This window comes from Halosimplex amylolyticum, from assembly GCF_051414035.1.
Lineage (GTDB): Archaea > Halobacteriota > Halobacteria > Halobacteriales > Haloarculaceae > Halosimplex > Halosimplex amylolyticum.
On record NZ_JBLKNW010000001.1, the window covers coordinates 1779876 to 1792273 of the forward strand.

Sequence of the window (12398 nt, forward strand, 5' to 3'; positions counted from 1 at the left end):
GCGGATCCGGACAGAATCACCCGTTCCGGGCCGAACGTGTCCGACAAATCGGTAGTCGAGTAATCAAAATGGGCTGAATAGATCGAGCGAGGTCGAATAGAATGGGGGTGCGATCGGAGGGGCTATCGCGGTCGACGACCCGGTCAGCTCAGGTCGGCGGGGACCGGCGACTCCTCGGCGCGGCGTTCGTCGACGATAGTCGCCTGTTCGTCGGCGCTCATGGGTTCGAACGACTCGGCGGCGTCGAGGATGGGACCGACGAGGCGCGGGTCGCCCGCGTTGGCCAGCGTCGTCACGTCCTGCGAGAGGGTGTACCGGAGACACCGGTCCAGTTCGTCCGGGTCGTCGTAGGGTTCGTACCAGGTGTTGTACGGTCGCTCGTCCTCGGCGAGGTCGTCGGGCCAGGGCTGCTTGGCGAAGGTCTTGATCGAGATGACGCCGATCCCCTGCGATTCCAGTTCACTCGCGAGGTTCAGATAGTCGTGGGCGTCGTCGTCCTTCGCGGCGACGGTCGCGTTGACCGGGAACATCGCGGTCGCCACGTCCGGGATGCGCTCGACGGCCTCGCGGATCACGTCGGGGTGGCCGTGGCTCGTGACGCCGATGTGGTCGACGATCCCTTGCTCCTGGGCCTCGCGGTAGGCCTTCAGGGCGCCGTCGTCGGCGGTGATCTCGTCGATCTCCTCCCGTTCGGTGACGCCGTGGAACTGGTAGAGGTCGATGTGGTCGGTCCCGAGTCGGTCGAGCGATTCCTCCAGTTTCTCCCAGGCGCCCTCGTAGCCGCGTTCGAGCGTCTTGCAGCCGAGGAACACCTCGTCGCGGCGGTCGGCGAGCGTCGGTGCGAGCTTGACCTCCGCCGTGCCGTACTGGGGCGCCACGTCGACGTGGTTGACGCCGCGGTCGAGCACTTCTTCGGTCAGTTCGTCCGCCTCGTCCTGTTCGAGGAAGTCGAGCGCGATGGCGCCGAAGGTGAGGACGGAGCTCTCCTGGCCGGTGTCGCCGAGCGGTCTGGTCTCCATGGGTGTACGTACGTGCGAGGGCAGCAAAAAGACGGGTGTCGCGGAAGCACAGGTTTCGGGTAGCGGCGGCGGGGTCGCGGCGGGGTCGCGGCGGCGCTCGGCCCGTCGCTGGCGTATACTTTATGAACAGTCGCCGGTAAGGGTGGATCATGGTTCAGTGTGAGATGTGCGGGAAGGAGACGAGTTCCCCCAACCGCGTCAAGATCGAGGGGGCGGAGCTCGACGTCTGCGACGAGTGCACGGACTTCGGGACCGAGGTGAAACAGCAGTCCTCCTCCGGCGCGTCGACGAAGTACTCCACGTCCTCGTCTTCGTCGGACTCTTCCGGGAGCTCGTCGTCATCGTCGTCGAGTTCGGGTGGGTCCTCGCGCCAGCGACGGGACATGTTCGACGAGATGGACGAACTCGCGCAGGATTACGACGAGACCGTCCGCTCGGCGCGCGAGTCCGCCGGCCTGAGCCAGGAGGAGCTGGCGCGCAAGCTCAACGAGAAGGCGAGCCTCATCCGGAAGATCGAGCGCGGCGACACCCTGCCGAGCGACGAGGTCCAGCGCAAACTCGAGAGCGCGCTCGACGTCGACCTCTCGGCCGGCGGCACGGCCGACGAGTCCGAGTGGTCGGGCGGCGACTCGACCGGCGAGTACACGCTCGGCGACGTGGTCGAACGGAAGGACTCCTGAGACGGCCAGGCTGCTGAAGCGAATCGTCCCCTGCGGCGAACCGGTCCGGAGAACGGGCGGATTCGAGTGGAGAGGGAGACCGCGGTGGTGCCGGGTCGCGTCTACTGTTACTGCTTTCTGGTCACGTAGTCGGTGCCGAGCTCCTCGGCGATGCCCTGGACGTCGTCTTCCATCTCGGCGATCTCGCGCTGGAGGCGACGGAACAGGTCGCTCTCGGCGAGTTCCGATTCGGTCTTCTCGACCTCGAGGACGTTCCGCTTGAGCCGCTTGGAGGTGAGCTCCCGCATGCGGTCGTTGTACTCCGAGAGCTTCATCAGTCGGTCGACGACCGCTTTGAGGTCGTCGCGAGTCACCGGCTTGACGACGTAGTCGTCACAGCCCATTTCGATGATGTCGAAGTCGGGGTCGACGGCGGTGACCATGGCGACCCGGCACTGGAGGGCCCGCTCTTCGATCGCTGCGAGAACCTCGTTGCCGGAGACGATCGGCATCCGCCGGTCCAGCAGGACGACGTCGAGGTCAGAAGAGAGCATCTCCAGCGCCTCGACGCCGCCGTAGGCGGTCCGCACGTCGTACTCGCCGTCGAGGTACTCCGTGTACAGTTCTGCGAGGTGAGTCTCGTCTTCGACGACCAGCACCGTTCCTCGCTTGGCGGTCCCCTGTGTCACAACGGACGTATGTTACGAGGTGACCGTCTTAACTCTCACCCTCGCCGGCCGGGCCTGCCAGTCCGACCGCTCGTCCACCGATCCGGTCCCTCGGGCCGCCAGTCTCGCCGGACTCACAACCTATTTCTCCGTCCGGGTTCGCCTCCCGGGTATGTTCGTCCTGGTCAATCTGAAAGCGTACCCGTGCGATCCGGTCGCCGTCGCCGAGGCGGCCCGCGACGTGAGCGAGTCCAGCGGCGTCCGCGTCGCCGTCGCCCCGCAGGCCGCCCACCTCTCGGCCGTCGCCGACACCGGCGTCGAGACGTGGGCACAGCACGTCAGCCCCGTCGAACACGGCAGCCACACCGGCAGCACGCTCGCCGAGGCGGTGGCCGACGCCGGCGCGACCGGCACGCTCCTGAACCACTCCGAGGCCCGGCGCAAACTCGCCGACATCGACGCGGGCCTCGACGCCGCCGAGCGCGCCGACCTGGAGACGGTCGTCTGCGCGAACAACCCCGAACAGGTCGGTGCCGCGGCCGCGCTCGGTCCCGACGCCGTCGCCGTCGAACCGCCGGAACTCATCGGGACGGGGACGCCGGTCAGCAAGGCCGACCCCGATATCGTCACCGACGCCGTCGAGGCGGCCGCGGCGGTGGACGACTCGGTCGACGTGTTCTGCGGCGCCGGCATCTCGACGGGCGACGACCTCGACGCCGCGCGCGAGCTGGGCGCCTCGGGCGTCCTGCTGGCTAGCGGGGTCGCTAAAGCCGACGACCCGAGGGCCGCACTCGAAGACCTCGTCGCCCCGGTCGCGGAATAGCCCTCGTCGCACCCTCGCGGAATATCCCTCGTCCCACCCCTCCGGGATCGCCCTCACGCGTCGAGCGCGGGGAGTTCGACGTGTTCGCGAAGCACCGCCTCGTTCTCTGCCAGCGCGACGGCACCGCTGTCGCGGTCGTGGGACGCGAGGCCCGCGTCGGCGAGTTTCGGTACGTGAACGTGATAGAGCTTCGCGTGGGCCGATTCCACCGCGGAATCCGGGATCTGGTCCGCGTCGCCTCCCTGCTTCCACGCAGCGAGTTCGGTCGCGAGGTCGGCCAGCGCGGCCCGGTCGTCGCGTTCGGCGAGCCACGCGAGGACGAAACGGCGGTCGGGGTCCGAGAGCGCGCCGAAGACGCGATCGGTGTCGGCGTCGAACGGTTCCGCGGCGGCGACGTCGCAGATATCTGAGTCAGTCATCTCGGTTCGAACGTCGCCTCCGATCCCAATCAGCGATCACCTTCGACTGTAACGGCGTTTATGTACGGCCGTCGGATCCGTCCAGGCCGTCGATCAGCAACGTGTTCCGGACGAGCGCCGCGGACCCGCGTCGAACCCGCTGTGAGGCCGCGTTCGCCGAGATCCCGAGGCGGTCGCCCAGATCCGTGGCGGAGACCCGCCGCGGGACGTCGAAGTACCCCTCGCGGGCCGCGGTCGTGAGGGCCTCGTACTGGTCGCTGGTGAGGTCGAACTCGCGCTGTCGCGGGCCGGTGGGGTGCCAGAGCGAGCGGACCTCGAAGTGACGGCCCGTCTCGTCGAAGTACTCCTGGAACGACGACACCATCGATTCCTCGCCGAACCGCAGCCGCAGCGTCCAGCGGTCCTCGCTGGCCGTCGCCTCGACGATGGCCGCCTCGTGGTCGATCATGTCGTGGACGAGTTCCCTGAACGAGTCGCACCACCTGAGCCGGTACATGACAGCCTCGTCCGCGCGCTCCGCGACCGAGACGCTCTCGACGGACGGGTCTGCTTCGAGCGCGTCGGCGAACGCCTCGAAGTCGCCGCCGGTCGCCCACAGGAAGGGGAGTACCTGACGCGGCCCGTGAGTCGCGTTGCGGTCCGCCTCGACCGAGATCTCCGGAACCGACGAGAGCGCCGGTTCCAGAACGAACGACTCCGCCGGGACGGTGAACTCGCCGATGACACTCATGAACACGTTCGGGTCCGAAGACGAATAAGCCCCCGCTGGCGGTTCACTGCGGGGTACTTGCGGGTCTGTCGTCCCAGTAGGCACCGACGAACTGGTCGCCGTCGAACGATCGCTCGATGTCGGACGAACGAGATACTGACGTCACGCGACGAACGTTCGACACCGACGCGGAGGCGCCCGCGGCCACGGCCTCTCGACGCCGCCCGACCCCGACGCCGGATGGGGGTCACGTTCAGTTACGAGGGGTACCGCATCACCGTCGAGCAGCACGGGACCGCTCGCTTCCTGGAGACCACGTGATCGCGCCGGGGCCCCGTGCGGTCGCCGCTAGCGACGCTGCAGCGGCGCGCGGCGGGCGTCGCCGAGGCTGAGGTTGCAGTCGCCGGGCGACCGCTCTTGACCGTGACTCGACTACCGGTCGACGATGTCCCCACGCAACCGCGCTCCGCAGCGGACGGAGGGGCTCGACGCGGCGGTCGAGGCGGTCGAACGGACCGCCCGCCCTCTCGAGGAGGGACTCGACCGGATCGTCGAGACGGCAGGGGACGCCTCGTACGTCCTGATCGGCGAGGCGTCCCACGGGACCAGCGAGTTCTATCGCCGGCGCGCTGAGTTGACGGCCGAACTGATCCGCGAGACGGACGTGGCCTTCGTCGGCGTCGAGGGGGACTGGACCACCTGCTTCGCCGTCAACCGTCACGTTCGATGCGATCCCGACACCCCCGAGGACACCCAAACGGTGCTAGAGGGGTTCGACCGGTGGCCGACCTGGATGTGGGCCAACTGGGAGGTGCTGGAGTTCCTCGGCTGGCTCCGCGAGTACAACGCCGAACGCCCGCCCGAAGACCGGGTCGGCTTCTACGGCCTCGACGTCTACAGCCTCTACGAGTCGATGGCCGCGGTCGTCGACTACCTCGACGACCTCGACCCGGAACTCGCCGACCGGGCCCGCGACGCATACCACTGCTTCGAGCCCTACGGCGAGGACGCGCGGGAGTACGCCCGTTCGACGCGGATCGCGCCCGAGGACTGCGAGGACGAAGTGGTCTCGGTGTTGACCGACCTGGTCGACGAGCTCCCGCGGCCCGAGACGGGGGTCGACGCGGTCGACGAGTCGGCCTTCGACGCCGTCCAGAACGCGTTCGTGGCGAAGAACGCCGAGCGCTACTACCGGGAGCTGGCGAAGGGCGGTTCGGCGTCGTGGAACGTCCGCGACCGACACATGACCGACACGCTCGACCGCCTGTGCGACCGCGACGACACCGAAGGGGTGGCCGTCGTGTGGGCGCACAACACCCACGTCGGCGACGCGCGAGCGACCGACATGGCCGACCGCGGGGAGGTCAACGTCGGGCAACTCGCCCGCGAGCGCCACGGCGACGACGTGCACCTCGTCGGCATGGGCACCCACCGCGGGAGCGTGATCGCCGGGCGGTCCTGGGGCGCGACGCCCGAGCGGATGGAGGTCCCGGCCGCGACGAACGCCAGTTACGGCGACGTGTTCCACCGCGCCGGCGTCGGCGACGCGGCGCTCGTGTTCGACGACGCCGACGCGTCGGGGCTCGAACCCGAACGCGGCCACCGCGCCATCGGCGTCGTCTACCACCCCGAGCGCGAACTCGGCAACTACGTCCCCACGGTCCTGCCCGAGCGTTACGACTCGTTCCTCCACGTCGAGGAGAGCCGGGCGCTCCACCCGCTCGCGACTCGCAGCGACCCCCGCGAGGCCCCCGACACCTACCCCTGGGGCGTCTGACAGCTGGCGACCGGTGACGGTGCCTATATAGGCCCGTCCGGCGCTAGCCGGTCCATGGTCGCCGACGACGGCCGCGAGTCCGGAAGCGACGCGGACAGCGCGGCGACTGCCGGTTCGGACGCCGCGGCCGCGGGCGGAACGGGCGCCGCCGATGCCGTCCCGACCAGTTCCTACCTGCTCGTCGTGCTCGGCGCGGTCAGCTACCTCCTCCTGATGGCGAACTGGTTCGCGCTCGCGGCCTTCCTCGACCCAATCGCCGACGGACTCGGCCTGTCGGACACCCAGGCAGGGGCGCTCGTCGGCGCCGTCCCGCTCACGTACGTCCCGCTGTCCCTGCTCTCTGGACTCGTCCTCGACCGCATCGGCGCGCGCCGCGGGATCGCCCTCGCCGTCGGCATCTTCGGCGTCGCGCAGTTGCTCCGCTCGGCCACCGTCGGCTTCGCGGGGATGCTCGCCACGACCGTCCTCTTCGCCGTCGGTGCCACCGGGATCACGTTCGGCCTGCCGAAACTCGTCGCGAGCGTCTTCCCCTCGCGCCTGCTGGGGACGATGTCGACGGTGTACATCCTCGGCTCCTACGCCGGGACGGCCGCGGCCTACAGCGTCGGTCGGGCGATCCTCGGCCCGGCGCTCGGCGGGTGGCGCCCGACCTTCCGCGCGCTCGCCGCCGCGGCGCTCGCCTTCCTGGCCGTCTGGGTCCCCGTCGCCCTCTGGCACGCTCGCCGACACGGGACGCCCTACGGCGACGGGGGCGAGAGCGCCTTCTCGGTCGCCTCCCTCCGGAGCGACGTGCGACAGGTGTTCTCACACCGGGTCATGCGGCTGCTCGTCGTCGTCGGCACCGCGTACCTCCTGCTCGGCCACAGCTTACAGGGCTGGCTCCCCACGCTGGCCGGGTCGCGTGGCGTCGCGCCCGAGACCGCCGCGACCGTCGCCACGCTGTTCGTCGTCGGCCAGGCCGTCGGGACCATCGCCGTGCCGCCGATCTCGGACCGGCTCGGCCGCAGGCGCGAGGGGGTCGTCGCCTGCGGGCTCGCCGCCGTCGTCGGCGTCGTCGCGCTCGTCTTCGTCGGGGAGGCAGTCGGCGCCGGCGCGGCCGCGCTCGTCGCCGGGAGCGGCGTGGGCGGCGTCTCCCCGCTCGTGCGTGCTATCCCGACCGAGATCGAGGACATCGGGCCGGCGCTGACCGCGACGGCCGTGAGCCTGGTCTTCGCCGTCGGCGAACTCGGCGGCTTCTTCGGCCCGTTCCTGGTCGGCGGGCTCCGCGATCTGACCGGATCCTTCCTCCCCGGTCTCGCCGTGCTCGCCGTCGGCGCGCTCGCGATGGTCGCCGCCGGGCTTCGACTGCCCGAGATCTGACTCGGCCACCGGTCGGACCGGGGTCCGCCCCCGGTCGGAGCGGGGCCAGCGAACGGATTCCGCGACGAGTGGTGTCAACTACCGAAAGTGGCGTCCGCCGTTACGGTCTGCAGCCGCCGAAAAGAGTGAACCGGCCGAACTCGCGGCCCCCGGTCCGGCGTCGTTCCGCGCCGTTCTACGCGTCGGATTCTCGGTTTTCGAGGACGCTCTCGACCTGTTCGACGAAGGGAGCGACGTCGTCGCGGTCGGTGCGCTCGGCGAGGAGTTCGGGGACGCGGTAGTCGTAGCGACCGCGGCCGACGTGTTCGACGAGGCCGCGGACGCGCAGTCGCCGGTTGCGCGCGTAGGCGGCCGTGCGGTCCTCGGACCCACCGGCGGCGAACAGCGCGTCCATCGGCGTGCCGGGGCCGTGGTCGCGGTAGTACCGGAGCATCTGGCGCGTCTCCGGGCCGAGATCCGCGAGGTCGTTCGCGAGTTCGCGGGCGAACGCGGCCGCGTCCTCGACCGATTCGGCGTCGACGGTCGCGGTCGTCCCCGCCTCGAACGCGTCGGTCGCGCGGTCGCCGAGCGGGTTCCCCTCGACGGCGTCGAACCCGCGCGTCATCGCCGCCGTGTCGCTCGCGCCGCCCGACTCGGTTGTCCCGTCGACGACCCCGCCGTCGGTCGCCGCGTCCGCGGCCGCTGCAGCCGCGTTCCCACCGGCGTCGTCGCCGAACGCGCCGGCCATGTCGAACATCCCGGCGCCGCCGGCGTCTCCGGCGCTGCCGTTCGCCTTCGCCGATGCGTCGTCGCCGTTCGCTGCTGCACCGTCGCCGTTCCAGGTCATCGCGTTCTGCTCGTAGCCGTCGTCCTCGCGGGCGGTCTCGTCGGGGAGCGGGCGGTCCTCCTCGCGGCCCGACGGGCCGTCGCCCCAGCGCGCGGCTTCGTCGAACGAGGCCTGGTCGCCCGTCGCGGCCGCGCGCTGCTCGCGCATCCGTTGCTGTTCGGTTCGGCCGGGGTTTGCGCCCTTGACGTGGTCGACCAGCGCCTGCGTGAACTGGTCGGCCATCCGCTGCATGTCGCGGGCGTCCTGCAGTTCCGCTTCGAGTTCCGCGATGCGGGAGTTCTTCTCGTCGAGCTGGTCGCGGAGTTCGGCGATGCGGTCCTCGGTCTGCTCTTTCTCCTCGCTGATCTCCGCGAGTTCGGAGACGAGGTCGTCGCTGACGGACTTCAGGTCCGGGCGCTCGAAGTCGTCGAGGCCGGGCGTCGCGCCGGCGTCGAAGGTCTGTTTGCGGTGGAACTGGACGCGCTGGATCGCCTCGGCCCAGTCGTTCATCATGAACGCCTCGCCGTCGTCCAGGTCCTCGACCGCCTCGGCGTACTCGCGGTCGAGCACCCGGCTGACGACCTTGGTGTCGTTGTTCCAGGTGAGCCGGTGCCAGACGAGCCAGTCGCACTGAGTGATGAAGTCCTTCTTCACGTCGGCGGGGCGCTGGCTGATGCCGACGATGCCCAGGCCGTGCTTGCGGCCGCGCTTGCTGATTTTAATCAGCATCTTGCCGCACTCGCCGACGCTGCCCTTCTGCGGGATCCACTCGTGGCACTCCTCGACGAGCATCAGGAAGGGCTGTTTGAGCTTCTTGGCCTTCGCGAAGAGACGCTTCGAGACTTCAGTCAGAAGTTCCGCGGCCTCCTCCTCGTCGAGGAACGAGGAGACGTCGAGGATGATGGGGACGTTCTGTTCGAGGGCGAGGGAAGCGATCTTCTCGGCGTGTTCGACGGTGATCTGGATGTCGCACTCGTCGTCGGCGCCGGCGTGGAGGATCTCGTACTCCTCCTTGAGGCCGTAGTACTCGCCGTCGATGTCGACGATGAGCATGCCGAAGCCGTTGTCCAGCAGCTTCTCGACGACGACGCTCGCCGTGTTGGACTTGCCCGATCCGGACTTGCCGGTGATGAAGCCGCGACCGGTCAGCAACTCGACGACGGGCAGGTCGACCGACCGACCCGGCTCGCCGCTCCCACAGGGTCCGTCGCTGACGTCCGCGACGGTGATCGACTCTGTCTCTGCCATTACGGATCGACAGCCGCGGCGGAGCCATAAGCCCCCGTCAGACCTCCGTCTGACGCCCCCGCGACCGCAGCCTTTTTTCGCCCGCCGCGAGCCTCGTCGCTCGATGACAGTTCCGCGCGCCCTCCCGACCGCGGCCGTCGCGCTCGTCGCCCTCCTCGCCGGCTGCTTCGGCGGGCTCGGCGGTGCCGGTACCGCGACGCCGACGCCAGCAGCCACGCCTTCGGCCACACCGACGGAGACGCCGACCGCCTCGGCAACGCCCTCGCCCTCACCGACACCCACACCGACGCCGACACCCACACCGACGCCGACGCCGACCGCCTCGGCAACGCCCTCGCCCTCACCGACACCCACACCGACGCCGACACCCACACCGACGCCGACGCCGACACCCACACCGACGCCATCGCCGACTCCGACCGCGACGCCGACGGAGACGGCGACCGCCACGTCAGACCCGCTCGCGACGCGCGTTCTCGAAGACGCGGACCTCGGCGTCCGCGTGACCGCGACGGGGCCCGAGTCGGCCTTCGACTTCACGAACGTCCTGAACGCGACCGGGGAGTTCTGGACGACGAGCCCGGTACTCGACTGCGCGAGCGCGTCGCCGTTCGTCCGCGTCGTGACCGGAGGACAGATCGACGACGCGACCGTCGAGATGGGCTACGACCCCGCCGAGATCCCCGGCAACGGCACCGAGTCGGAACTGCGAGTCTTCGCGTTCAACGACACCGTCCAGTTCTACGTCCCGATGAACACGACGGTCGACGCGGCGAACGACACCGTCGTCGCGACCGAAACCGAGCCGGCGAACTTCACCGTCGGGAGCGGGGACGACGCCGAGACCGTCACCCCGCGGGTCGACGGGACGACGCTGGACGAGATCTTCGTCGTCCTCCACGCGCCGACGTTCTGGGAGTTCTGGGAGGACGGGGAGTCGCCCGACCGCTGCGAGCGGGAGTGACGTGTTCGATGGTCAAGCGATTTAACTGCGGGGCGCGAACGTGGAGTAGAGTGGTCGCGACCGATGGAGTGGATGGGACCGTGACGCGCTACGAGACGACCGTCGAGGAGGGGACGGTGTACGTCGGCGCACCGGACGGACCGCTGGAGATCGGGCCGCTGGAGACGGTGCTCGACGCCGTCGGCGGCCCGTCGTGGACGATCAGCTACTCCGCCGCCGAGACCGAGCGCCACCCAGAGATGGACACCAGCGACGCCGGGCTCACCGTCGACGTCGTCGACATGATGCACACGATGACCTTCGGCGAGCGCTTCGTCGAGACGATGGCCGCCCACCCGACCGAGACGCCCGAGAACGGCGACCTGTCCCCGCGCATGGGACTGTTCGTCGGCAAACTCCTGGACAACCTGGAAAACGGCGTCGACTGACGAGGGGCGCGCGGCGCGGTCGGAGCCGCCGGCCTGGCCCCGCCGACCGGTCCGGTCTGACCAACTAAACGTCTGGCAGCCGTGCTGCCAGTATGGGGGATCAGTTTCTGGTCGTCGGCGGCGACGCCGCGGGGATGAGTGCAGCAAGCAAGGCGAAGCGGGACGCGCCCGAGACCGACGTGATCGTGTTCGAGCGGAGTAACTGGGTCTCGTTCGGCGCCTGCGGGCTGCCGTACTACGTGAAAGGGGAGATCGCGAAACTCGAGGACCTCGTGGTCATGGAACCGCGCCGGTTCGTCGAGGAGCGGGGGATCGACCTCCGGCGCAATCACGAGGTGACGGCGGTCGATCCCGACGCCCGCGAGGTCACCGTCGAGACCGACGACGGTCACTACCGCGAATCGTACGACGAACTGCTGCTCGCGACCGGCGGGCAGGCGCGGCTCCCCGACGTTCCGGGGGTGGACCTGGATGGCATTTTCCCGATCCGGAGCCTGGAGGCCGGGCGCGCGCTCAGGAACTACGTGGCCCACCACGAGGAGCGCCCGGCCCGCGGGATCGGCTCGACCAGTGCGCGGGAGCTCCGGTCGCACCTCGACGAGGCGGACCCGGAGGTCGTCGCCGTCGTCGGCGCGAACAAGATCGGCATCGAACTCGCGGAGGCATTCCTCGCCCGCGACCTCGAGGTCCACCTGTTCGACTCGGGGCCGCGGGTGCTCCGGTCGTTCGGGGCGGACATCGCCGAGATGGTCGAAGACCACCTCGCGGAGGGCGGCGTCGAGCTCCACCTGGACAGTCCGGTCGAGCGGTTCCGTGGCAGCGACGGGACGATCACCATGGTCGAGACTGCGGACGACAGGGTGGCGGTCGACGCGGTGGCGGTCGACGTCGGCGTCGACCCGGAGGTCGAACTCGCCGAGGACGCGAGCATCGAACTCGGGCCGACCGGCGCTGTGGCGACCGACGAGTACGGTCGGACGAGCGCGCCGGACGTCTTCGCTGCCGGCGACTGCGCCGAGAAGCGCGAGCTGCTCACCGGCGACCCCATCCTGTGGCCCTTCGCGCTCGCAGCCAACCGCGCTGGGCGGGCGGTCGGGCGGACGGTCGCCGGGCAGCCGGCAGCCGTCGGCGGCGTCGTCAGGACGCTCGTGATGAAAGCGTTCGACCTGCAGGTCGCCAGGTCCGGGATCGTCGACCACGACGAGGCCCGCGCAGCCGGATTCGACCCAGTCTCGGCGCTCATCACGTCTATCACGCGCGCTCACTACTACCCGGGCTGGTCGCGGATGGTCGTCCACGCGACGGCCGACGCGGAGTCCGGGCGCTTCCTGGGCGCGAACATGGTCGCCGAGGAAGGGACCGCCCACCGGATCAACTCGGTCGCCACCGCCGTCACCGCCGGGATGACCGTCGACGAGGTCGGGGCCCTCGACTTCGGCTACGCCCCGCCGTTCGGGCCCGTCTGGGACCCCGTGCTCGGCGTGTCGAAAGTCCTCGAAGCGAAACTGGAGTGACTGCCG

The 12398-nt window shown here is 69.8% G+C and carries 12 protein-coding genes; 7 read left to right on the forward strand and 5 right to left on the reverse strand.

The window, feature by feature from the left end; translation table 11 throughout:
• Positions 1-143: 143 nt before the first annotated feature.
• The gene (locus ACMGFE_RS08445; protein ID WP_436924684.1) at positions 144-1019 is read right to left on the reverse strand and encodes an aldo/keto reductase; all 876 of its coding nucleotides are present in this window, start codon (positions 1017-1019) and stop codon (positions 144-146) included.
• Between the two features lie 149 nt (positions 1020-1168).
• Between ACMGFE_RS08445 and ACMGFE_RS08450 the strand changes: the two genes are divergently transcribed.
• Positions 1169-1699 carry a multiprotein bridging factor aMBF1 gene (locus tag ACMGFE_RS08450; RefSeq protein ID WP_436924685.1) on the forward strand — a complete coding sequence of 177 codons (531 nt, stop codon included), beginning with the start codon at positions 1169-1171 and terminating at the stop codon, positions 1697-1699.
• A gap of 107 nt (positions 1700-1806) precedes the next feature.
• Here the strand turns inward: ACMGFE_RS08450 and ACMGFE_RS08455 are convergent, their stop codons facing one another.
• Entirely contained in the window at positions 1807-2367 is a 561-nt protein-coding gene (locus ACMGFE_RS08455) for a response regulator (protein ID WP_436924687.1), read from the reverse strand.
• A gap of 151 nt (positions 2368-2518) precedes the next feature.
• On the opposite strand from ACMGFE_RS08455, the gene tpiA reads away from it, so the two are divergent.
• Positions 2519-3169 (forward strand): triose-phosphate isomerase, encoded by a 651-nt coding sequence (gene tpiA / locus ACMGFE_RS08460; protein WP_436924688.1) that lies wholly within the window; start codon positions 2519-2521, stop codon positions 3167-3169.
• A gap of 53 nt (positions 3170-3222) precedes the next feature.
• Here the strand turns inward: tpiA and ACMGFE_RS08465 are convergent, their stop codons facing one another.
• Both ACMGFE_RS08465 and ACMGFE_RS08470 read right to left on the reverse strand, forming a co-directional pair.
• Positions 3223-3588 carry a DUF7344 domain-containing protein gene (locus ACMGFE_RS08465; protein WP_436924689.1) on the reverse strand — a complete coding sequence of 122 codons (366 nt, stop codon included), beginning with the start codon at positions 3586-3588 and terminating at the stop codon, positions 3223-3225.
• Positions 3589-3646: 58 nt separating this feature from the next.
• On the reverse strand, positions 3647-4318 hold the full coding sequence (locus tag ACMGFE_RS08470; protein WP_436924691.1) for a helix-turn-helix domain-containing protein: 672 nt from the start codon (positions 4316-4318) through the stop codon (positions 3647-3649).
• Between the two features lie 424 nt (positions 4319-4742).
• On the opposite strand from ACMGFE_RS08470, the gene ACMGFE_RS08475 reads away from it, so the two are divergent.
• Both ACMGFE_RS08475 and ACMGFE_RS08480 read left to right on the forward strand, forming a co-directional pair.
• Positions 4743-6074 (forward strand): erythromycin esterase family protein, encoded by a 1332-nt coding sequence (locus ACMGFE_RS08475; protein ID WP_436924693.1) that lies wholly within the window; start codon positions 4743-4745, stop codon positions 6072-6074.
• Between the two features lie 54 nt (positions 6075-6128).
• Positions 6129-7433: an MFS transporter gene (locus tag ACMGFE_RS08480; RefSeq protein WP_436924694.1), complete on the forward strand. Its 1305-nt coding sequence runs from the start codon at positions 6129-6131 to the stop codon at positions 7431-7433.
• Positions 7434-7608: 175 nt separating this feature from the next.
• Here ACMGFE_RS08480 and ACMGFE_RS08485 read toward each other — a convergent pair whose 3' ends face one another.
• Positions 7609-9486 carry a helicase HerA domain-containing protein gene (locus tag ACMGFE_RS08485; protein ID WP_436924696.1) on the reverse strand — a complete coding sequence of 626 codons (1878 nt, stop codon included), beginning with the start codon at positions 9484-9486 and terminating at the stop codon, positions 7609-7611.
• 103 nt (positions 9487-9589) lie between these two features.
• On the opposite strand from ACMGFE_RS08485, the gene ACMGFE_RS08490 reads away from it, so the two are divergent.
• The 3 genes from ACMGFE_RS08490 (at position 9590) to ACMGFE_RS08500 (ending at position 12392) form a co-directional block, all read left to right on the forward strand.
• Positions 9590-10450, forward strand: coding sequence for a hypothetical protein (locus ACMGFE_RS08490; protein ID WP_436924698.1), 861 nt, complete (start codon positions 9590-9592; stop codon positions 10448-10450).
• 50 nt (positions 10451-10500) lie between these two features.
• Entirely contained in the window at positions 10501-10878 is a 378-nt protein-coding gene (locus ACMGFE_RS08495) for a hypothetical protein (protein ID WP_436924700.1), read from the forward strand.
• A 92-nt stretch (positions 10879-10970) separates the two neighbouring features.
• On the forward strand, positions 10971-12392 hold the full coding sequence (locus tag ACMGFE_RS08500) for an FAD-dependent oxidoreductase (protein ID WP_436924702.1): 1422 nt from the start codon (positions 10971-10973) through the stop codon (positions 12390-12392).
• Positions 12393-12398 lie beyond the last annotated feature (6 nt).

What these genes read in the sequence shown, in the direction of transcription:
- tpiA (WP_436924688.1), top strand. Translation starts at nt 2,519, where the DNA reads ATGTTCGTCCTGGTCAATCTGAAAGCGTACCCGTGCGATCCGGTCGCC.
- ACMGFE_RS08490 (WP_436924698.1), top strand. Translation starts at nt 9,590, where the DNA reads ATGACAGTTCCGCGCGCCCTCCCGACCGCGGCCGTCGCGCTCGTCGCC.
- ACMGFE_RS08450 (WP_436924685.1), top strand. Translation starts at nt 1,169, where the DNA reads ATGGTTCAGTGTGAGATGTGCGGGAAGGAGACGAGTTCCCCCAACCGC.
- ACMGFE_RS08445 (WP_436924684.1), bottom strand. Translation starts at nt 1,019, where the DNA reads ATGGAGACCAGACCGCTCGGCGACACCGGCCAGGAGAGCTCCGTCCTC.
- ACMGFE_RS08470 (WP_436924691.1), bottom strand. Translation starts at nt 4,318, where the DNA reads ATGAGTGTCATCGGCGAGTTCACCGTCCCGGCGGAGTCGTTCGTTCTG.
- ACMGFE_RS08475 (WP_436924693.1), top strand. Translation starts at nt 4,743, where the DNA reads ATGTCCCCACGCAACCGCGCTCCGCAGCGGACGGAGGGGCTCGACGCG.
- ACMGFE_RS08500 (WP_436924702.1), top strand. Translation starts at nt 10,971, where the DNA reads ATGGGGGATCAGTTTCTGGTCGTCGGCGGCGACGCCGCGGGGATGAGT.
- ACMGFE_RS08465 (WP_436924689.1), bottom strand. Translation starts at nt 3,588, where the DNA reads ATGACTGACTCAGATATCTGCGACGTCGCCGCCGCGGAACCGTTCGAC.
- ACMGFE_RS08480 (WP_436924694.1), top strand. Translation starts at nt 6,129, where the DNA reads ATGGTCGCCGACGACGGCCGCGAGTCCGGAAGCGACGCGGACAGCGCG.
- ACMGFE_RS08485 (WP_436924696.1), bottom strand. Translation starts at nt 9,486, where the DNA reads ATGGCAGAGACAGAGTCGATCACCGTCGCGGACGTCAGCGACGGACCC.